Genomic DNA, 20867 nt, shown 5'->3' with positions numbered 1-20867 from the left:
AGATTGGAAAGAGAAAATGGAAAATAAAGAATTGGTCAAACAATTAACCACCCCCTCAAAAAACTCACGGTTAGAAAAGTTCGGAAAAATGATTACTTTTCTTTGCTTGGGGCTTATCGTCTTTATCGTTATGATGATATTAGTATTTATTGCGCAAAAGGGATTGTCAACTTTCTTTGCGGATAAAGTTAATATTTTCGAATTTCTATTTAGCGGTACGTGGAATCCAAGTATCAAATTGTTTGGCGCTGCTCCGATGATTTTAGGATCATTTATTGTGACTATCCTTTCTGCTATTGTGGCAACACCCTTTGCCATTGGTGCAGCTGTTTTTATGACAGAAATTTCTCCTAAGTATGGAGCTAAGATATTGCAGCCAGCTGTTGAACTTTTGGTTGGTATCCCATCTGTTGTTTATGGTTTTATTGGTTTACAAGTCATTGTTCCTTTTGTACGCTCGATTTTTGGAGGTACTGGTTTTGGTATCTTATCAGGAGTGTTTGTCCTCTTTGTTATGATTTTACCAACCGTTACATTTATGACAGTTGATAGTCTAAAAGCTGTTCCGCGTCATTATAAGGAAGCTAGTCTTGCTATGGGAGCTACACGTTGGCAAACCATTTGGCGTGTCATTTTGAATGCAGCACGTCCTGGTATCTTTACGGCGATTGTTTTTGGAATGGCTCGTGCCTTTGGTGAAGCATTAGCTATTCAGATGGTTGTTGGCAATTCGGCGGTTATCCCTACCTCCCTAACGACACCAGCTGCGACTTTGACTTCTATCCTTACCATGGGAATTGGAAATACCGTTATGGGAACTGTTCAAAATAACGTTCTCTGGTCGTTGGCACTTGTCCTTTTGGTAATGAGTCTTGCTTTTAATACAGTGATAAAATGGATTACTAAGGAGAAAAAGAAAAACTATGAACGCTAAAAAATGGGATAAAATAGCTACAGCGACACTTTATACAATTGCAAGTATTATCGTTCTTATTCTTGCTTCCTTACTCATTTACATTTTGGTGCGTGGATTGCCACACGTTTCCTGGCAGTTTCTAACTGGAAAATCATCTTCTTACCAAGCTGGAGGAGGGATTGGTATTCAATTGTATAATTCTTTCTTTCTTTTGGTTATTACTTTGCTTATTTCTATTCCTTTGTCGTTAGGAGCAGGGATTTACCTGTCAGAATATGCTAAAAAAGGACGAATGACTAATTTTATACGTACTTGTATTGAAATACTATCCTCGCTTCCATCTGTTGTTGTTGGTCTGTTTGGTTATTTGATTTTTGTTGTGCAATTTGAGTATGGATTTTCCATTGTGTCTGGAGCGCTAGCACTTACTGTATTTAATCTACCTCAAATGACACGCAGTGTGGAAGATAGCTTGCGCAATGTCCATCATACACAACGTGAGGCAGGATTGGCTTTAGGCATTTCGCGTTGGGAGACAGTTCTTCATGTTGTCGTTCCTGAAGCTTTACCAAGCATCGTTACAGGTATTGTGTTGGCATCGGGTCGTATCTTTGGTGAAGCAGCTGCACTTATTTACACCGCTGGTCAGTCTGCACCTGCTCTTGATTGGTCAAACTGGAATCCACTTAGTGTGACTAGCCCAATCTCAATTTTCCGTCAAGCCGAAACCTTATCTGTTCATATTTGGAAAGTTAACAGCGAAGGAACGATTCCAGATGCAACACAGGTCTCTGCAGGAAGCGCTGCGGTTCTTTTAGTTGTTATCTTGATTTTCAATTTATCAGCGCGTACTCTTGGAAAAAAATTACACAGCAAGTTAACATCTGCATAAAGTTATAAAGGTTTTAAAGGAGTTTTTATGGCAGATTATAATTGGAATGAGCGCCATATTATCACTATCCCTGAGGACAAAATCACCCTTCAAACTAAGAATCTTCATGTTTATTATGGTGATAAAGAAGCTATTAAAGGGATTGATATGCAGTTTGAAAAAAATAAAATCACAGCCCTTATCGGTCCATCTGGTTGTGGAAAATCTACTTATCTACGAAGTCTTAACCGCATGAATGATACTATTGATATCGCTAAAGTAACGGGTGAAATTCTTTATGAGGGGATTGATATTAATGCTTCAAATATCAATGTATATGAAATGCGTAAGCATATTGGTATGATTTTTCAACGCCCAAATCCATTTGCAAAGTCCATTTATAAAAACATCACATTTGCTTATGAGCGTTCTGGTGTGAGAGATAAACAGTTTTTAGATGAACTTGTCGAAACTTCCCTCAAGCAAGCTGCACTATGGGAGCAAGTGAAAGATGATTTGCATAAGTCCGCTTTCACCCTATCAGGGGGTCAGCAACAGCGTCTTTGTATTGCTCGTGCTATTGCGGTAAAACCAGACATTTTACTTATGGATGAGCCAGCATCAGCACTTGATCCGATTGCAACGATGCAGCTGGAAGAGACGATGTTTGAGTTGAAAAAAGACTATTCCATTATCATTGTAACGCACAATATGCAACAAGCAGCAAGAGCTAGTGATTATACTGCATTTTTCTATCTCGGAAATTTGATTGAGTATGATAAAACTAATAATATCTTTCAAAATGCTAAATTACAATCTACTAGCGATTATGTCTCAGGTCACTTTGGATAGGAGGATTCATGACAAAAAAACCAATTTTAGATGTACATGATTTATCAGTCTATTTCAATAAGAAAAAAGCGTTAAATAGTGTTTCTATTGATTTTTATCCAAATGAAATTACTGCCCTTATCGGTCCGTCTGGTTCTGGTAAATCGACATTGCTTCGTGCTATTAACCGCATGCATGATCTTAATCCAGAAGTCACATTAACAGGTGCTGTTGATTATAATGGACACAATGTCTATAGTCCAAAAATGGACACCGTTGCTTTACGTAAAGAAATTGGTATGGTTTTTCAACAACCAAACCCTTTTCCAATGACAATTTATGAAAATGTTGTTTATGGACTGAGGTTAAAGGGGGTTAAAGATAAAGAACGACTTGATGAAGCTGTAGAGAACTCGTTACGTGGTGCTTCTATTTGGGACGAAGTCAAAGATCGTTTGCATGATTCAGCTACTGGTTTATCTGGAGGTCAGCAACAGCGAATATGTGTCGCAAGGGTCTTAGCTACAAATCCCAAAATCATCCTTCTTGATGAGCCAACGTCAGCGCTTGATCCTATTTCAGCAGGGAAAATAGAAGAAACACTTTACGATTTGAAAGGACAATATACGATGTTAATCGTAACACGTTCGATGTCTCAAGCTTCTCGTATTTCTGACCGCACAGGTTTCTTTTTAGATGGAAAGCTTATAGAGTACGGCAACACTAAAGAAGTATTTCTCAATCCAAAACATAAAGAAACAGAAGAATATATCTCTGGAAAGTTTGGCTAATAAAAATAAAAAGGAAAGTGAAAGTATGATGTTACGTTCAAAATTTGAAGAAGAATTAGAAAAGCTATACAATCAGTTCTATGCAATGGGGACTGAGGTTGTTGGACAACTCAATAAAGCTGTCCGTTCCTTTGTCACACATGATCGTGAATTGGCTAGAGAAGTCATCGAAAAGGATGAAGTAGTCAATGAGTTCGAATCAAAATTAGAAAAAAAATCTCTTGAAATCATTGCCTTACAACAACCAGTCTCTCAAGATTTACGCACGGTTATCACTGTTTTGAAAGCATCTAGCGATGTTGAGCGTATGGGGGATCATGCAGCTTCTATTGCAAAAGCTACCATTCGCATGAAAGGTGAAGAACGTATTGCAGTTGTTGAAAAACAAATTAATGAGATGGGAAAAGCAGTTAAACAAATGCTTGAAGAAGCTTTTGAGGCTTATATAAACCTTGATAGCGACCGTGCTTATGAAATCGCAGCTTCAGATGAAAAAATCGATAATTATTTTCGTGATATTCAAAATTTAGCTATTGAAGAAATTAAAAAGCAACCGGCTACTCTTTTTGCGGGTAAAGAATATTTTCAAGTGATTATTTTCTTAGAACGTATTGGTGACTATGCACGCAATATCTGCGAATGGATTGTTTACCTTGAGACAGGCAAAATCATTGAAATGTAATTTCTTATTGTTTTACATCTATTTCATTTTTGAGATAGATGTTTTTATATGTGGGAAGGAGTTCGTGTAAATCATTAGGTCTAGTATTCTTATTTGTTTTGTGCTATAATACAGTAGAATATTGAGGAATTAGTGAGGAAAATCATGCAAGTTGAGCATTTTGTAAACACTTTTGTCCCAGAGAATTATAATCTTTTCTTGGAAATTAGTCGAAAAGACAAAGTTTTTACAGGTAATGTTGCCATTAACGGTGAAGCTCTTGATAACAAAATTTCGCTTCACCAGAAAGCGTTAGTGATTCATTCCATTTTATTAGATAATCAAGAATTACCTTTTGAAAAGGACGATGCTAATGAGGCAGTCCATATTGAATTGCCAGAGACAGGAAGTATGACACTTGTCATTGAGTTTTCGGGCACTATCACGGATAATATGACAGGAATTTACCCATCTTACTATAAATTGGATGGAGTGACTAAGGAAATTATCTCAACCCAGTTTGAAAGTCATTTTGCAAGAGAAGCTTTTCCATGTGTCGATGAGCCAGAAGCTAAGGCAACCTTTGATTTGAGTTTGAAATTTGACGAAGAAGAGGGCGACTTAGCTTTGTCCAATATGCCTGAGATTGATGTTGAGCGCAGAAAAGAAACAGGTTTGTGGACTTTTGAGACAACGCCACGTATGTCGTCTTATTTGTTAGCATTTGCTTTTGGAGCTTTGCATGGAGTAACAACGAAAACTAAAAATGGAACTTTAGTTGGCTCTTACACAACACGTGCTCATCAAGTGCAAGAATTAACTTTTTCGCTCGATATTGCTAAGCGTGTCATTGAATTTTATGAAGATTACTTTGGTGTTTTCTATCCTATTCCGCAGTCACTTCATGTAGCTATTCCAGATTTTTCAGCTGGTGCTATGGAAAACTGGGGGCTAGTGACTTATCGTGAGATTTATCTCTTGGTGGATGAAAATTCGACTGTGTCAAGTCGTCAGCAGGTCGCTCTTGTCATCGCTCATGAAGTAGCTCACCAATGGTTTGGTAACTTGGTAACCATGAAATGGTGGGATGATTTGTGGCTCAACGAGTCCTTTGCCAATATGATGGAATATGTAGCGATTGCAGCAATTGAACCTAGTTGGAATATTTTTGAAGATTTCCAAACAAGTGGTGTGCCTTTAGCTCTTAAACGTGATGCGACTGTTGGGGTGCAGTCTGTCCATGTCGAGGTCAATCATCCAGATGAAATTAACACTTTATTTGATCCTGCTATTGTCTACGCTAAAGGAAGTCGACTGATGCATATGCTCCGTCGTTGGCTGGGAGACGAAGCTTTTGCTAAAGGATTAAAAAATTACTTTGAGAAGTATCAATACAGTAATACTGTAGGTTATCAGCTTTGGGAAGTTTTGTCGCAAGCGTCTGGAAAAGATGTTGCAGCTTTTATGAATTCTTGGTTAGAGCAATCAGGATATCCTGTGGTAACGGTCAGTGTGCAAGACGATGTCTTGGTGATTTCACAAAATCAATTCTTTATCGGTGAAAAAGATGAGAAGAAACGATTGTGGCAGATTCCGTTAAATAGCAACTGGGAAGGCTTGCCTGAAGTTCTTACAGAAAAGAGTATCTCTATTCCAAACTATAGCGACCTAGTTCAACGAAATGATGGCGCTCTTCGTCTCAATACAGAAAATACTGCACATTATGTGACGGAGTACACTGGTGAATTATTGGACAATCTTTTAGAAGAATTACAAGAGCTGGATAATGTTTTTAAACTTCAAGTTATACAAGAGCGCCGTTTGTTGGCTGAAAGTGGACGTATTTCCTATGCAAGTCTTGTGCCTTTGATTGCCAATCTCAAACACGAAACCTCCTATTTGGTAACTGCTGCTATTAGGCAAGTTATAGATGGCTTGAAGCTTTTTGTGACAGAAGGTTCTAAAGAAGAGGAAGCCTTTAAAAAACTTGTTGCTTTAATTAGTAGAGAAAACTATCATCGTCTTGGATTTGAAAAGCATGATGGTGAGAGTGATGAGGATGAGATGGTACGTCAGATAACACTTGCTAATATGATTTTTTCAGGTGATAGCACAGTAACTGAAAAAACGAGTCAGATTTTTGCCAAATATGAAAATCATCTTGCTGATATCCCTGCGGCTATTCGTTCTCTGGTTCTTATCAATCAAATGAAGGTAGCTGAAACAGAGGATTTAGTTAGTCACTATCTTGACTTGTATGCCTCAGCAACAGATGGTTCTTTTCAACGTCAGTTAGCACAAGCTTTATCAAAGACGACAAATACTGCTCATTTAGAACTTCTTCTTAGCAAATGGAAGGATAAGACGGTCGTTAAGCCACAGGATTTAGCTAGCAGTTGGTATTTTGCTTTCCTATCTAGTGATTTTACGCAAGGTGTAGCTTGGCAATGGGCGCAAGAAAATTGGGATTGGATTAAAACGACACTAGGCGGTGATATGAGTTTTGATAGATTTGTGATTTATCCTGCTAACAAATTTAAAACCCAAGAACGTTTAGATGAGTTTAAAGCGTTCTTTGAACCTCAATTGAACGATAGGGCTATTAGTCGTATGATTGCTATGGGAATTAAAGAAATTTCAGCACGTATTGCTTTAATTCAGTCTGATAAAACAGCTGTTCTTGCAGCAATTAAATCAGCGATAGATTAGTTTGTCGGTGACAAAACCTACGACTTCGTCGCAGGTTTTTGCCGTAATTTAGATGTTATTAAGTTTTCTGTGATATCTTTGAGTGAGATAAACGAATACTAAAGACACTTATTGTCTCGCAGACTTGAAGAAAGGGGCAGTTATGATTAAGATTTTATTGATTGAAGATGATTTGAGCTTATCTAATTCTGTGTTTGATTTTTTGGATGACTTTGCAGATGTTATGCAAGTGTTTGATGGCGAAGAAGGGTTGTACGAAGCCGAGAGTGGTATTTATGACCTTATTTTGTTGGATTTGATGTTACCTGAAAAAAATGGTTTTCAAGTCTTAAAAGAACTTCGTGAAAAGGGAAATATGACACCTGTTTTGATTATGACTGCTAAGGAAGGACTAGATGATAAAGGACATGGTTTTGAGCTAGGAGCTGATGATTATCTGACGAAACCTTTTTATCTTGAAGAATTAAAGATGCGTATCCAAGCACTTCTTAAACGTTCTGGTAAGTTGACCAATAATAACTTGGCTTATGGGGATGTAACTGTTGATACTTCAACTAATGTGACAACTGTTGGTGACAAAACTGTTGAGTTGCTTGGAAAAGAGTTTGATTTGCTAGTCTATTTTTTACAAAATCAAAATGTCATTCTTCCTAAATCTCAGATTTTTGATCGCATTTGGGGATTTGATAGTGATACGACCATATCAGTTGTTGAAGTTTATGTCTCAAAAATTCGCAAAAAATTAAAGGGAACTCAATTTGTTGATAATTTGCAGACGTTACGTAGTGTGGGGTATATTCTAAAAAATGCTGAAGAGCAATAATATTAAAAGTATCCTATCTTCCGCAGGATTCGAGCATTTTTTCCATTTTTTTACGGTTTTTTCAGGCATTTTCATTATTATGACTACTCTGATTTTGCAAGTGATGAGGACAGGTCTTTATGCTTCGCCAGATAGTAGCTTGACTGCCATTGCTAAGAATGCAAACCAATATGTCGCACTTGCTGTGGCTAGGACGATTACAGTGACTGAAACGGATAGTAGTGATGATAACGACACAACCTATGAACCCAAGATTTCTATTACTAAAGCAACATCTAATATAGATATCATCCTTTTTGATGAAAAGGGGAATCGTCTAACGGAAAATACCAATTTTTCAAAACTGCAAAATTTAGATGTGGATGTTAGAAAACGTGGTACAATTATTTCAGCAACGGTTCCTAGTCTTTTTACCAAAGAAAATGAACATTACCACTACATTACCGTTAAGGTACATGATACCAATTATCCTAATGTTAAGTATATGACTATTGCCGTCAATGTCGAGCAGCTCGTTGCAGCAAAAGAACGTTATGAGCGTATTATTATCACCCTAATGGTAATTTTCTGGATCGTTTCCATCGGAGCAAGTATTTACTTGGCGATGTGGACCAGAAAGCCAATCATTGAAAGTTACGAAAAGCAAAAGAGTTTCGTTGAAAATGCTAGTCATGAGCTTAGAACACCGTTATCCGTTTTGCAAAATCGCTTAGAGGTATTATTACGTAAACCTAATGAGACAATTCTGGATAATTTTGAAAATCTTGCCTCTAGCTTAGAAGAAGTTCGCAATATGCGTTTATTAACAACTAATTTACTAAATTTGGCTAGACGAGATGATGGTATTAAAGCCGATTTGACACTAATTACACCAGAAGAAATTGAAACTATCTTTGAAAATTATAGCTTAATCGCCGAAGAAGGTGGCAAACAATTCAATCCTAAAAATCTCGTAGTACGTTCCTTTAAAAGTGACCGAACACTTTTAAAACAAGTGATGACTATCCTGTTTGATAACGCTATGAAATACACTGGAGATGATGGTGTGATTGATTTTACCGTGAAAACAACTGAGCGAACATTGCTATTGTCTATTGCAGATAATGGTTTTGGTATTAGTGATACAGATAAAAAGAAAATATTTGATCGATTTTATCGAGTGAGCAAAGCAAGAACGCGCCAACAAGGTGGTTTTGGCTTGGGATTATCTTTAGCACAGCAAATTGTCAAATCTTTAAAGGGTTCTATCATGGTAAAAGATAACACCCCTCAGGGAACAATTTTTGAAGTGAAAATACCAATTAATAAGTAAAAAAGAAGTATCTTTTTAGATACTTCTTTTTTACTTATTATGAAAAAGTTGATTTACAAACCTTTTCATAAATTAGTTTGCTAATTTTGCTGCAAGACGAGCTTTATCGCGACTTGCTTTGTTTTTATGAATCAAACCTTTTGATTTTGCTTTATCAATGCTAGAAGAAGCAGCACGGAAGAGTTCTTCACTTGGGTTTGCTTCAAAAGCTTTGATTGTAGAACGCATAGCTGATTTTTGAGCTGAGTTCTTTGCATTCTGCTTAACGTTAAGTTCAGCGCGTTTAATAGCTGATTTGATATTTGCCAATGTCTTTACCTCCATATTGATTTAACTATCCTATTATATCGAAATAATTTGTATTTGACAAGTCCTTATCATTTTTTGAGAAAAATTTTATCAATCTTGTGGTTATTAGCTTTATGTAAAATCACTTCGGCACGATTACGTGTTGGCTCAATATAGTTTTCTAAATTAACGAGATTGATAGTTTTCCAAATATCCCTAGCCATTGATAAAACAGCACTTTTAGACATGGTGGTGAAGCGGTGATAGTAATTTGTTTTATCTTTTTTAGCGAGTTCTAAAAGACTTTCAAAGCGTTCCAAATACCATTTTTCAATTTGACGACTATCGGCATCAATATAGATTGAAAAATCAAAATAGTCACTGATATAGAGGCGGTTATTTTGCTGATTTTGGAAAACATTTATCCCTTCAATGATGAGAAAATCAGGATCTGCTATGGTTTGCATACGATTGGGGAGGACGTCATAGATTTCATGTGAATAAATAGGGGCATACGCTTTTTTTGTATTTTTGATAGCATCCAAAAAATTTAGTAGCCTTTCCATATCATAGGACTCTGGAAACCCTTTGCGATTGAGAATGCCTTTTTTCTTCAAGGTAATATTAGGATATAAAAAGCCATCTGTTGTTACGAGTGAAACTCGTTTATTGGGGAAAGTACGCGCTAAAAGTAATTGCAAGAGTCGGCTAGTTGTTGATTTACCAACGGCAACTGAACCTGATATGCCAATGATAAAGGGAGATTTGCTCTCTTTTTTTTTGAGAAAAATACTTTTTGCAAATGCCAAATTATCTCTTGAGCGTTTATAGATCTCAATGAGGCTAATAAGTGGAAGGTAAATTTCTTGGACATCGATGGTGTCAATGCGATCATTCAGACTTTTGATTGCTTCAAGTTCTTTTTCAGTCAACAATAGATTGCTTTGTTGATGGAGTTTTTGCCACTCAGATCGTGACAGCTGTTCAAAATTGATAAATTCGTCAGTCATCATATTATCTCCTAGTGTTCTCTTATTATACCATCTCGGTGAGAAATTGAAAACCATTTCAAGTTGTGATACAATTTGATTAGAAACAAAAGTCATCTAAGATAAAGGAGTAGCAATGGCTAACATGTATTATGAAGAATACCCAGATGCCGCTCACGACGTTCATGAACTCACAGTTGAGTTATTGGGGCAATCTCTGCGTTTACTAACAGATTCAGGAGTATTTTCTAAAAAAATGGTGGATTATGGCAGTCAGGCTTTGCTTAAAACGCTTGATTTTAAAAGGGGAGAGCGTCTTTTAGATATAGGTTGTGGCTATGGTCCGTTGGGTATAACTCTTGCTAAAGCGCAAGATTTGGATATTACCATGGTTGACATCAACCAACGTGCGGTTGCTCTAGCCCAAAAAAATGCTATAGTAAATGCTGTTGAAGCAAATATTTTTCAGTCTAATCTTTATGAAAAGGTTACAGGAACTTTCCAACATATTATCAGTAATCCACCCATCAGAGCAGGAAAAAAAGTTGTTCATACCATTATCGAAGATAGTGTTACCTACCTTGATGTTGGCGGTGATTTGACGATTGTTATTCAGAAAAAACAAGGAGCTCCTAGCGCTCAATCTAAAATGAAAGAAGTATTTGGTAACTGCGAGATTATCAAAAAAGATAAAGGGTATTACATTTTAAGGAGCACAAAGGATGAGAGCAGTTGATTTGATCCAAAAGAAACGTGATGGTGGAGAGTTATCTACAGCAGAGATTGAGTGGTTCATTGCAGGGTATGTTGACGGTAGTGTGCCAGATTATCAAATGTCGGCGTTTGCGATGGCTGTTTGCTTTCGAGGAATGTCTATGCGTGAAGTAAGGGATCTTACCATGTGTATGGTTAAGTCTGGTGATGTGATTGACTTGTCATCTATTTCGGGTATAAAGATAAATAAACACTCAACAGGTGGTGTAGGAGACAAGGTAACACTCATCTTGGCACCCCTCGTTGCCAGTTTTGGTGTGCCTGTTGCTAAGATGAGTGGACGAGGTCTTGGGCACACAGGAGGAACATTAGATAAGCTCGAATCAATTAAGGGATTTCAAAGTGAACGTACAGAAGAAGACTTTATCAATCAAGTAAAAGCAAGTAATCTTTCAGTGATTGGGCAATCAGACAAATTGGTTAAGGCGGATAAGATGCTTTATGCACTTCGTGACGTTACAGCTACCGTAGATAGTATCCCTTTGATTGCAAGCTCTGTGATGAGTAAAAAAATCGCAGCAGGCGCAGATAAAATCTTACTTGATGTCACGGTTGGTAATGGGGCTTTTATGAAAACAGTTGATGAAGCTCGACGACTTGCTAGAACAATGGTGGATTTAGGAAATGAAGTGGGGCGCCAAACTGTAGCTGTTATTACCGATATGTCCCAACCTCTGGGTTGTGCTATTGGTAATCGTCTCGAGGTGTTAGAAGCACTAGAGATTATGCAGGGAAGAGGGCGATGTGATTTGACGCAGTTTATCTGTGATCTAGCCAAGATAATGCTTGATTTAGCAGGAGTAAAAAAATCTGTTGAGGAGATTTATCATCATCTTATCAATGGATCTGCACTGCATAAGTTTCAGGAGATGGTGGTAGCGCAAGGTGGTGATTTAGACGATTTATATCGTAGTTCTCGAGCTAAATATACAACGAACATTATTGTTGAGAAAGAAGGTTACATTGAAAGTTTACCAGCCTTAGAATTTGGTCTTTTTGCTATGAAACTTGGAGAGGACGCTTAGTCAAAACTGATAAAATCAATTATGAAACAGGGATTGTTTTTCATAATAAGGTTGGAGATAGTGTTAAAGTGGGTGATAATCTAGCGACAATCTACTCAGATAAAATATTAGGTGAAAAAGAGGTTACAGAGTTTAAAAAAAATGTTAAAATAGGTAAAGAGAGAACAGCAGTATGCGAAATCATCGAAATTATCTCATAATTTCGATAAAAGATGATATTACAAAAATGGAGACGTTATGACTTCTGTCAATATGTATATTGATCATACTCTGCTAAAGCCAGAGAGTACACAGGAACAAATTAAACAATTAACCGATGAAGCAAAAGCTTATCATTTTGCAAGTGTTTGTGTCCATCCAACTTGGGTGGCTTATGCTAAAGAACAGCTAAAAAACAGTAATATCAAGGTCTGTACGGTAATTGGTTTTCCTCTAGGAGCATCGACAAGTCGAACAAAAGCTTTTGAGACGCAAGATGCTATTTCTAATGGTGCCGATGAAGTGGATATGGTCATCAATATTGGAAAACTCAAATCTAGACAGTACGATGAAGTTGAGGAGGATATTCGTGCTGTTGTTGATGCAAGTGGAGGTAAGCTAGTCAAGGTCATCATTGAAGCATGTTTATTGACCAATGATGAAAAGGTTAAAGCGTGTCAACTATCTGTAATAGCTGGTGCGGATTATGTGAAAACATCAACTGGCTTTTCATTACATGGTGCTACGGTAGAAGATGTGGCTTTAATGCGTCAAACGGTAGGTTCAAATGTTGGAGTTAAGGCAGCAGGTGGTGCTCGTAGTTTAGCAGATGTAGAAGCATTCATTGCAGCTGGTGCAACGCGTATCGGAACATCTGCAGGAGTCAATATAGTATCTGGAGATAAAGTAGATGGTGGATATTAGTGATAAGGAGTTGGTAGAGTTAGCCATCAAAGCTAGTGAGAAAGCCTATGTCCCTTATTCACATTTTCCGATAGGAGTAGCGGTTAGAGCTAAAAGTGATGCTGTTTTTACAGGATGCAATATTGAAAACGTCAGTTTTGGTTTGACAAACTGTGGAGAGAGAACTGCGATTTTTAAGGCTGTTTCGGAGGGGTGCACAGTGTTATCTGCAATTGCTATTTATGGTCATTCCGCCAAACCAATTTCGCCATGTGGCGCTTGTCGCCAAGTAATGAGTGAGTTTTTTGCTCCATCTGCTAAAGTCATTTTGATTGCAGAAGATGGTATGACGACGGTCGAGACGACGGTCGAGGAGTTACTTCCATATTCGTTTACAGATTTAACATAGTCTGTAAAGATTCAAAGTCGTAAGACTTCAGTATTTTAGTTTTTAGGGAGGGTTCATTTTGATGAACAAAAAGAAGGTTATCGGTTTAGGTCTAGCGGCGGTTACTGCACTTGGCTTGGCTGCGTGTAGTAGTCATAAAGCGAAGTCAAGTAGCACAAACAGTAGCTTAAAAGTTGCTATGGTTACGGATGTTGGTGGTATTGATGATAAATCATTCAACCAGTCTGCGTGGGAAGGTCTGCAAGCATGGGGAAAAAAGCATAACCTCAAAAAGGGAAAAGGGTATGATTATTTCCAATCAACAAATGAATCAGAATACACCAACAACTTGGATACTGCTGTCTCAGGTGGTTACCAATTGATTTTTGGTATCGGATTTGCACTTCATGATGCTGTTGAAGATGCCGCTGATAACAATACCGATACAAACTTTGTCCTTATTGATGACGAAATCAAGAAGAAAGATAATGTTGCAAGTGTTCTTTTTGCAGATAATGAGGCTGCCTATCTTGCAGGTATTGTAGCTGCTAAAACAACTAAGACAAAAACGGTCGGTTTTGTAGGAGGACAAGAAAGTACAGTTATTGACCGTTTTGAAGCTGGATTCAAAGCTGGTGTTAAGTCAGTTGATGATACTATTCAAGTCAAAGTTAATTACGTTGGTTCATTTGGTGATGCAGCAAAAGGAAAAACAATTGCAGCCGCTCAATATGCAGAAGGGGCAGATGTTATCTACCATGCAGCAGGTGGTTCTGGAACAGGAGTCTTTAGTGAAGCTAAATCTATCAATGAAAGTCGGAATGAAGCTGATAAAGTGTGGGTAATTGGTGTTGATCGTAACCAAAAAGAAGATGGTAATTATAAATCTAAAGATGGACAAACATCTAACTTTGTTCTTGCTTCTACTATCAAAGAAGTTGGCAAAGCGGTTCAATTGATTTCCGATGATACACTTGATGGTAAGTTTCCTGGCGGAAAAACTACACGTTATGGTCTGAAAGTGGGCGGTGTAGATATTGCTCTTACCAACACAAGTGCAGATACGAACGCTGCTGTCAAAGAAGCAAAGCAAAAAATTATTGACGGAGATATCAAAATCCCCGAAAAATAATTAATCTTAGAAGAAAGGCGGTCTAAGAGATCGCTTTTTTCTAAGCTGAGGTATATCACAATTATATCTCAGTAAAGCATGCCTATAGGTGTGTTTTACTGAACTATAATTGTTATTTCTTGAAAGGGAGAAGATATGTCTAAGCATGTCATTGAAATGAAGGAAATTACCAAAAAATTTGGTGATTTTGTTGCAAATGACCATATCAACTTGTCCATTCAAAAGGGTGAAATCCATGCATTGTTGGGAGAAAATGGTGCTGGAAAATCGACTCTTATGAATATGTTAGCTGGCTTGTTGATACCAACTAGTGGTGAGATTGTAATCAATGGTAATCGTGTTACAATTGATTCGCCATCAAAATCCTCTCAGCTTGGTATTGGGATGGTGCACCAACACTTTATGTTAGTGGAAGCTTTTACTGTTGCTGAAAATATCATTCTTGGGACAGAAACTATAAAAAATGGAGTGCTAGATCTGAAACAGGCAACCAAAGATATTGAAGCATTATCTAAAAAATACGGTTTGGCAGTTGATGCTCATGCTAAAGTGTCCGATATTTCTGTTGGGATGCAACAACGTGTTGAAATTTTAAAGACACTTTATCGTGGTGCTGACATTCTTATCTTTGATGAGCCAACAGCTGTTTTGACACCTTCAGAAATCGCAGAGCTTATGGATATTATGCGTAATCTCGTCAAAGAGGGCAAGTCTATCATCCTTATTACGCATAAGTTAGATGAGATTAGATCTGTAGCAGACCGTGTGACAGTTATTCGTCGCGGTAAGAGTATTGAGACAGTTGAGGTAGCTGGTATCAGTTCTGCAGACTTAGCGGAGATGATGGTGGGACATTCTGTTTCCTTTGTGGCAGAAAAAGTACCAGCAAAGCCACAAGACGTTATCCTATCTATTAAAGACTTAGTGGTTAATGAAAACCGTGGTGTGCCTGCTGTTAAGCAGTTAAATCTTGATGTTCGTGGTGGTGAGATTGTTGGTATCGCAGGAATTGATGGTAATGGTCAAAGCGAGTTGGTGCAAGCTATTACAGGTTTAAGAAAGATTAAATCAGGAAGTATCGCTATCAAAGGACAAGATGTTACCCATTTGACAACTCGTAAAATTACAGAACTGAGTGTAGGGCATGTCCCTGAAGATCGTCACCGTGATGGTTTAGTTCTTGAGATGACTTTAGCTGAAAATATGGCATTGCAGACTTACTATAAAGAACCAATGAGTAAACATGGTATTCTTAATATCAGTAATATCAACGAAAAAGCTCGTAAATTGATGAAGGAATTTGATGTCCGTGGAGCTAATGAATTAGTACCAGCAAAAGGATTCTCAGGAGGAAATCAGCAAAAAGCTATTATTGCGCGGGAGCTTGATCGAGATCCAGATCTTTTAATTGTTAGCCAACCAACTCGTGGTTTAGATGTTGGGGCAATTGAGTATATTCATAAACGACTGATTGAAGAGAGAGATAAAGGTAAAGCAGTACTTGTGGTGAGCTTTGAATTGGATGAGATTCTCAATCTTTCAGACCGTATTGCTGTTATCCATGATGGAAGTATCCAAGGTATCGTCATACCTACTGAAACAAATAAGAAAGAGTTAGGTATTTTGATGGCTGGTGGTAATGTTGGAAGAGGAGGCGAGTAATGTCTAAACAGATTCAACGAATTGCGGTTCCTCTCATTTCAGTATTCTTGGGAATCGTTCTAGGTGCTATTATTATGTTTATCTTTGGCTATGATCCCATTTGGGGATATGAGGAACTTTTTACTAAGGCTTTTGGCAGTGCTAAAGATATTGGTGAAATTTTTACAAGTATGGGTTCACTTATTTTAGTGGCACTTGGTTTTGCAGTAGCTAGTCGAGCTGGTTTCTTTAATATTGGATTACCAGGACAAGCTTATGCTGGTTGGATTGCTGCTGGATGGTTTGGTTTGTCAAATCCTGATATGAGTCGTCCATTGAGCATTATATCTACAGTCCTTATTGGGTTGATTGCTGGTGGTATTATTGGAGCTATTCCAGGTATTTTACGTGCTTATCTTGGGACAAGCGAAGTTATCGTAACAATCATGATGAATTATATCGTTCTTTACTCAGGCAATGCTGTTATACGAAATCTTTTTGCTAAAAGCATAATGCGTAATGCGGACTCTAGTATAAAAGTTTCTGAAAATGTATCTTATCAGACAGCTTGGTTAGATACATTGACCAATCACTCTCGGATGAATATTGGTATCTTTATTGCCATTATTGGTATGATTATCATTTGGTTCTTGCTCAATAAAACGACTCTTGGCTTTGAAATTCGTTCGGTTGGATTAAATCCAAATGCTAGTGAGTACGCAGGTATGTCTGCTAAACGTACAATCATTTTATCAATGATTATCTCAGGTGCATTTGCAGGTTTGGGTGGAGTTGTCTACGGTCTTGGAACTTTTGAGAATGTCTTTGTGCAGGCAAGTTCTGTATCCATTGGTTTTGATGGTATGGCGGTAGCTCTTCTTGCTCAAAATAATCCTATCGGTATTCTTTTTTCAGCTTTTCTCTTCTCATTTCTTAGCGTTGGTTCATCAGGAATGACAATCGCTGGAATTCCCAAAGAATTGGTTAGCATCATAACGGCTTTGATTATTTTCTTTGTCGGTGCGCATTATATCATTGAGCGTTTCATTAAGTCCAAAAAACAAATGAAAGGTGGTAAGTAAAGTGTCAATTACAACATTATCACTTTTAGTCTCAACAACTTTAATTTATGCAACCCCCTTGATTTTGACCAGTATTGGTGGTACATTTTCAGAACGTAGTGGTGTAGTTAATGTTGGTTTAGAAGGTATCATGGTCATGGGAGCTTTTTCTGGAGTGGTTTTTAATCTAGAATTTGCAGATATATTTGGCAGCTCTACACCATGGATAGGTGTGTTAGTTGGTGGGATTGTTGGGCTCTTATTCTCAGTTATCCATGCAGTCGCTACAGTCAATTTCCGTGCTGATCATATTGTCAGTGGTACTGTACTCAACCTTTTAGCACCTGCTCTTGCTGTTTTTCTTTGCCGTGTTATCTACAATAAAGGACAAACAGACAGTATTACGCAATCATTTGGTAGATTTGATTTTCCAATACTTACTAAAATTCCAATTATTGGCGATATTTTCTTCGCAGGTACCAGCGCTATTGGTTATGTGGTGGTTGCCTTTACTTTTTTAGCGTGGTTTATCCTTTATAAAACACGTTTTGGTTTACGTTTACGGTCGGTAGGAGAGCATCCTCAAGCGGCTGATACTCTTGGAATTAATGTTTATGCCATGCGTTATATGGGGGTTCTCATTTCAGGTTTACTTGGAGGTATGGGAGGGGCTATCTATGCACAATCCATCTCAGGTAATTTTGCTGTAACCACTATCTCTGGACCAGGCTTTATCGCCCTTGCAGCTATGATTTTTGGGAAATGGAATCCAATAGGTGCTATGCTAGCTAGTCTTTTCTTTGGTTTATCGCAAAGCTTGGCCGTTATCGGTGGCAATCTAGCACTGTTAAAAGCTATTCCGGCAGTGTATTTACAAATTACACCGTATGTTCTAACGATTATCGTTTTGGCTGTCTTTCTTGGAAAAGCAGTAGCACCAAAAGCAGATGGTATTAACTATATTAAATCTAAATAAAAACTTCTCTCAAATGAGAGAAGTTTTTTAAGTCATTCGAAAAAGATATGTAAAAATATTGTAAGCGGTTTACAAATATGGTATAATGTCATTGTAAGATGTAGAAAAGAGGAATTTCATTATGAGTAAAATTGTTGTTGTTGGAACAAATCATGCTGGTACAGCAGCTATCAAAACCATGCTTAGTAACTACGGAGAAGAAAATGAGATTGTTACATTTGATCAAAACTCAAACATTTCTTTTCTAGGGTGTGGAATGGCACTTTGGATTGGTAAACAAATTGATGGACCAGAAGGTTTGTTTTATTCAGACAAAGAGCAATTAGAAAGTATGGGGGCAAAGGTGTATATGGAGTCTCCTGTATTGGATATTGATTTTGATAAAAAAGAAGTTAAAGCTCTTGTCAATGGTAAAGAGCATATTGAGTCCTATGATAAACTGATTTTAGCGACAGGTTCACAGCCTGTTATTCCATCAATTAAAGGAGTTGAAATTGAAGAAGGCTCAAATGAATTTAAAGCAACTCTTGAAAATCTTCAATTTGTAAAACTTTACCAAAATTCAGCAGAAGTTATTGAAAAATTGGCTAAACCAGGTATCAATCGTGTGGCTGTTGTAGGTGCAGGTTACATTGGTGTCGAATTAGCGGAAGCTTTCCAACGTATCGGTAAAGAAGTAACACTTGTTGATATCGCAGAAACTTGTATGGTTGGTTACTATGATCGTGACCTAACAGATTTGATGAGTAAAAACCTAGAAGAACACGGAATTCGTTTAGCTTACGGTCAAGCTGTCCAATCAGTGGAGGGGGATGGCAAGGTTGAACGTCTTGTGACAGATAAAGAAATCTTTGATGTCGATATGGTTATTATGGCAGTTGGTTTCCGTCCAAATACAGCACTTGGTAAAGGACGTCTTGACACTTTCCGAAATGGAGCATGGGTGGTTGATAAGAAACAAGAAACTAGTCTAAAAGATGTTTATGCTATCGGTGACTGTGCTACTGTCTATGATAACTCTTTAGATGATGTGAACTATATTGCCCTTGCTTCAAATGCTGTGCGTACAGGCATCGTAGCAGCTCACAATGCTTGTGGTCATGAACTTGAAGGTATTGGTGTTCAAGGATCAAATGGTATCTCTATTTATGGTTTTCACATGGTGTCAACAGGTTTGACGCTTGAAAAAGCGAAACAAGCAGGCTACAATGCTGTTGAGACAACCTATACAGACTTGCAAAAACCAGGTTTTATCAAACATGATAACTATGAAGTGACGATTAAGATTGTCTATGATAAGGATAGTCGTGTCATTTTAGGTTGTCAGATGGCTTCTTACGATGATATTGCATTAGCTATTCACCTCTTTTCTCTCGCTATTCAAGAAAAGGTCACTATCGAAAAATTAGCATTGACAGATCTCTTCTTTTTACCACATTTCAATCAACCTTATAACTATATCACAATGGCTGCTTTATCAGCTGAATAAATCAAAAAGTGAGTTGACGGATAATCAACTCACTTTTTGATGGTAATCTAGAAAAACAAACAAACAAAGAAACAACCTCAGGTTTTTTCTTTACTGAATTAGACCTTAGTTTTTAGAAGCTGCTTGGAATTCTGGGTTTTCCCATGCTTCGTCGATGATAGCTTTCAGTTCTTTAGCGGAAGATTGCATTTGTTGTAACTCTTTGTCGTTAAGTGGAATGTTAACCGGACGCACGATACCGTGAGCACCAACGATAGCTGGTTGACCAATGTAGCAATCAGTGACACCTTCGTATTGACCATCTTGGAATACAGAAACTGGAAGAACGGCCTTTTCATCATCAAGGATAGCTTTAGTGATACGAGCAAGTGCTACAGCGATACCGTAGAAAGTAGCACCTTTTTTATTGATGATAGAGTAAGCGGCATCACGGACACCTACAAAGAGATCGACAAGTTCTTCGCCATTGAAATTTTGAACATCTTGAAGGTAACTTTCAAGATTTACACCAGCAACATTAGCGTGTGACCAAACAGCAAATTCAGAGTCACCGTGTTCACCCATGATGTAAGCATGGACAGAACGAGCGTCTACCCCAAGTTTTTCAGCAAGTGCTTGACGGAAACGAGCTGAATCAAGAGAAGTACCTGAACCAATAACACGTTCTTTAGGGAAACCAGAGAATTTCCAAGTTGAGTAAGTCAAAACGTCAACTGGGTTTGCAGCGACAAGGAAGATACCGTTAAATCCAGATTTGACAATTTCAGTAACGATTGATTTGTTGATTGCAAGGTTTTTACCAACAAGATCAAGACGCGTTTCACCTGGCTTTTGAGGAGCTCCAGCAGTGATAACAACGAGGTCAGCGTCTGCACAGTCTGCGTAAGTTGCAGCATAAATTTTCTTTGGTGAAGTGAAAGCAAGAGCGTGTGAGAGGTCTTCAGCATCACCGACAGCTTTATCAAATAACGCTGGGATTTCAACGATACCCAATTCTTGTGCGATTCCTTGGTTAACAAGTGCAAATGCGTAAGATGAACCTACGGCACCGTCACCGACAAGGATAACTTTTTTGTGTTGTTTAGTTGCAGTCATTATCTAAACATCTCCTTAAATTTATTCTGGGGAAAATCCCATACCCATTTATTTTAGCACTTTCAAAGCACTATGTCACTAGGAAAGGTGAAAAAATTGGAAAATGATAAAAATATCACAAGTAACTTTCAGAAAAGTGTTGCTTGTGTTCTGCCATAATTCTTTTAATGTTCGGAGTATATCAATAAAAATAAAGGAAATTAAGAGAAAATA

At 37.7% G+C, this 20867-nt stretch carries 19 protein-coding genes and 1 pseudogene; 17 read left to right on the top strand and 3 right to left on the bottom strand.

From position 1 onward, the window contains the following. The first annotated feature begins 16 nt into the window (after nt 1–16). From pstC to NXS10_RS01470, 8 genes are all read left to right on the top strand, one after another. A complete protein-coding gene (gene pstC / locus NXS10_RS01505) occupies nt 17–934 on the top strand; it encodes a phosphate ABC transporter permease subunit PstC (RefSeq protein ID WP_259136881.1) in 918 nt (305 codons plus the stop codon). Continuing rightward, a complete protein-coding gene (gene pstA, locus NXS10_RS01500; RefSeq protein WP_259136879.1) occupies nt 924–1808 on the top strand; it encodes a phosphate ABC transporter permease PstA in 885 nt (294 codons plus the stop codon). Before pstC ends, pstA begins: the two co-directional genes overlap by 11 nt. A 27-nt stretch (nt 1809–1835) precedes the next feature. Beyond that, the gene (gene pstB, locus NXS10_RS01495) at nt 1836–2639 is read left to right on the top strand and encodes a phosphate ABC transporter ATP-binding protein PstB (RefSeq protein ID WP_259136876.1); all 804 of its coding nucleotides are present in this window, start codon (nt 1836–1838) and stop codon (nt 2637–2639) included. 8 nt (nt 2640–2647) lie between these two features. Next, on the top strand, nt 2648–3409 hold the full coding sequence (gene pstB, locus NXS10_RS01490) for a phosphate ABC transporter ATP-binding protein PstB (protein WP_259136874.1): 762 nt from the start codon (nt 2648–2650) through the stop codon (nt 3407–3409). 28 nt (nt 3410–3437) lie between these two features. After that, nucleotides 3438–4091, top strand: a complete 654-nt coding sequence (gene phoU / locus NXS10_RS01485; RefSeq protein WP_259137339.1) for a phosphate signaling complex protein PhoU — start codon at nt 3438–3440, stop codon at nt 4089–4091. A 141-nt stretch (nt 4092–4232) separates the two neighbouring features. Then, the gene (locus NXS10_RS01480; RefSeq protein WP_259137337.1) at nt 4233–6779 is read left to right on the top strand and encodes a M1 family metallopeptidase; all 2547 of its coding nucleotides are present in this window, start codon (nt 4233–4235) and stop codon (nt 6777–6779) included. 142 nt (nt 6780–6921) lie between these two features. Next, nucleotides 6922–7602 (top strand): response regulator transcription factor, encoded by a 681-nt coding sequence (locus NXS10_RS01475; protein ID WP_259136872.1) that lies wholly within the window; start codon nt 6922–6924, stop codon nt 7600–7602. Next, nucleotides 7586–8914: a sensor histidine kinase gene (locus NXS10_RS01470; RefSeq protein ID WP_259136870.1), complete on the top strand. Its 1329-nt coding sequence runs from the start codon at nt 7586–7588 to the stop codon at nt 8912–8914. The genes NXS10_RS01475 and NXS10_RS01470 overlap by 17 nt, the downstream gene beginning before the upstream one ends. Nucleotides 8915–8986: 72 nt before the next feature. Here NXS10_RS01470 and rpsT read toward each other — a convergent pair whose 3' ends face one another. Further along, a complete protein-coding gene (gene rpsT, locus NXS10_RS01465) occupies nt 8987–9238 on the bottom strand; it encodes a 30S ribosomal protein S20 (RefSeq protein WP_259136868.1) in 252 nt (83 codons plus the stop codon). Nucleotides 9239–9291: 53 nt separating this feature from the next. Next, a complete protein-coding gene (coaA, locus tag NXS10_RS01460; RefSeq protein ID WP_259137335.1) occupies nt 9292–10212 on the bottom strand; it encodes a type I pantothenate kinase in 921 nt (306 codons plus the stop codon). Between the two features lie 115 nt (nt 10213–10327). Between coaA and NXS10_RS01455 the strand changes: the two genes are divergently transcribed. From NXS10_RS01455 to nox, 9 genes and pseudogenes are all read left to right on the top strand, one after another. Continuing rightward, complete coding sequence (locus NXS10_RS01455) at nt 10328–10927, top strand: class I SAM-dependent methyltransferase (protein WP_259136866.1); 600 nt, start codon at nt 10328–10330, stop codon at nt 10925–10927. Next, nucleotides 10914–12190, top strand: a pseudogene (locus NXS10_RS01450) (pyrimidine-nucleoside phosphorylase). Before NXS10_RS01455 ends, NXS10_RS01450 begins: the two are co-directional and overlap by 14 nt. A 37-nt stretch (nt 12191–12227) precedes the next feature. Further along, entirely contained in the window at nt 12228–12893 is a 666-nt protein-coding gene (gene deoC / locus NXS10_RS01445; RefSeq protein ID WP_259136864.1) for a deoxyribose-phosphate aldolase, read from the top strand. Continuing rightward, nucleotides 12880–13281 (top strand): cytidine deaminase, encoded by a 402-nt coding sequence (locus tag NXS10_RS01440; protein WP_263008808.1) that lies wholly within the window; start codon nt 12880–12882, stop codon nt 13279–13281. The genes deoC and NXS10_RS01440 overlap by 14 nt, the downstream gene beginning before the upstream one ends. 61 nt (nt 13282–13342) lie before the next feature. Then, nucleotides 13343–14392, top strand: coding sequence for a BMP family lipoprotein (locus NXS10_RS01435; protein ID WP_259136862.1), 1050 nt, complete (start codon nt 13343–13345; stop codon nt 14390–14392). Between the two features lie 135 nt (nt 14393–14527). Further along, nucleotides 14528–16054: an ABC transporter ATP-binding protein gene (locus NXS10_RS01430; protein WP_259136860.1), complete on the top strand. Its 1527-nt coding sequence runs from the start codon at nt 14528–14530 to the stop codon at nt 16052–16054. Continuing rightward, a complete protein-coding gene (locus NXS10_RS01425; RefSeq protein ID WP_259136859.1) occupies nt 16054–17115 on the top strand; it encodes an ABC transporter permease in 1062 nt (353 codons plus the stop codon). Before NXS10_RS01430 ends, NXS10_RS01425 begins: the two co-directional genes overlap by 1 nt. Nucleotide 17116: 1 nt before the next feature. Then, nucleotides 17117–18070, top strand: coding sequence for an ABC transporter permease (locus NXS10_RS01420; RefSeq protein ID WP_259136857.1), 954 nt, complete (start codon nt 17117–17119; stop codon nt 18068–18070). 121 nt (nt 18071–18191) lie between these two features. After that, a complete protein-coding gene (nox, locus tag NXS10_RS01415) occupies nt 18192–19559 on the top strand; it encodes a H2O-forming NADH oxidase (protein WP_259136855.1) in 1368 nt (455 codons plus the stop codon). Nucleotides 19560–19664: 105 nt separating this feature from the next. Here the strand turns inward: nox and NXS10_RS01410 are convergent, their stop codons facing one another. After that, entirely contained in the window at nt 19665–20654 is a 990-nt protein-coding gene (locus NXS10_RS01410) for an L-lactate dehydrogenase (protein WP_259136852.1), read from the bottom strand. Nucleotides 20655–20867 lie beyond the last annotated feature (213 nt).

Origin of the sequence: Streptococcus sciuri, assembly GCF_024814375.1 — a bacterium.
Classification (GTDB): domain Bacteria; phylum Bacillota; class Bacilli; order Lactobacillales; family Streptococcaceae; genus Streptococcus; species Streptococcus sciuri.
The sequence above is the reverse complement of the archived record's forward strand: the minus strand, read 5'-3'. Positions and strand labels throughout refer to the sequence as shown.

Bases quoted from the DNA above. Each gene is read 5' to 3' on its own strand.
- pstC (WP_259136881.1), top strand. From the start codon at position 17: ATGGAAAATAAAGAATTGGTCAAACAATTAACCACCCCCTCAAAAAAC.
- NXS10_RS01455 (WP_259136866.1), top strand. From the start codon at position 10,328: ATGGCTAACATGTATTATGAAGAATACCCAGATGCCGCTCACGACGTT.
- deoC (WP_259136864.1), top strand. From the start codon at position 12,228: ATGACTTCTGTCAATATGTATATTGATCATACTCTGCTAAAGCCAGAG.
- NXS10_RS01475 (WP_259136872.1), top strand. From the start codon at position 6,922: ATGATTAAGATTTTATTGATTGAAGATGATTTGAGCTTATCTAATTCT.
- coaA (WP_259137335.1), bottom strand. From the start codon at position 10,212: ATGACTGACGAATTTATCAATTTTGAACAGCTGTCACGATCTGAGTGG.
- pstB (WP_259136874.1), top strand. From the start codon at position 2,648: ATGACAAAAAAACCAATTTTAGATGTACATGATTTATCAGTCTATTTC.
- NXS10_RS01440 (WP_263008808.1), top strand. From the start codon at position 12,880: ATGGTGGATATTAGTGATAAGGAGTTGGTAGAGTTAGCCATCAAAGCT.
- NXS10_RS01425 (WP_259136859.1), top strand. From the start codon at position 16,054: ATGTCTAAACAGATTCAACGAATTGCGGTTCCTCTCATTTCAGTATTC.
- pstB (WP_259136876.1), top strand. From the start codon at position 1,836: ATGGCAGATTATAATTGGAATGAGCGCCATATTATCACTATCCCTGAG.
- NXS10_RS01435 (WP_259136862.1), top strand. From the start codon at position 13,343: ATGAACAAAAAGAAGGTTATCGGTTTAGGTCTAGCGGCGGTTACTGCA.
- pstA (WP_259136879.1), top strand. From the start codon at position 924: ATGAACGCTAAAAAATGGGATAAAATAGCTACAGCGACACTTTATACA.
- NXS10_RS01470 (WP_259136870.1), top strand. From the start codon at position 7,586: ATGCTGAAGAGCAATAATATTAAAAGTATCCTATCTTCCGCAGGATTC.
- nox (WP_259136855.1), top strand. From the start codon at position 18,192: ATGAGTAAAATTGTTGTTGTTGGAACAAATCATGCTGGTACAGCAGCT.
- phoU (WP_259137339.1), top strand. From the start codon at position 3,438: ATGTTACGTTCAAAATTTGAAGAAGAATTAGAAAAGCTATACAATCAG.
- NXS10_RS01410 (WP_259136852.1), bottom strand. From the start codon at position 20,654: ATGACTGCAACTAAACAACACAAAAAAGTTATCCTTGTCGGTGACGGT.
- NXS10_RS01430 (WP_259136860.1), top strand. From the start codon at position 14,528: ATGTCTAAGCATGTCATTGAAATGAAGGAAATTACCAAAAAATTTGGT.
- rpsT (WP_259136868.1), bottom strand. From the start codon at position 9,238: ATGGAGGTAAAGACATTGGCAAATATCAAATCAGCTATTAAACGCGCT.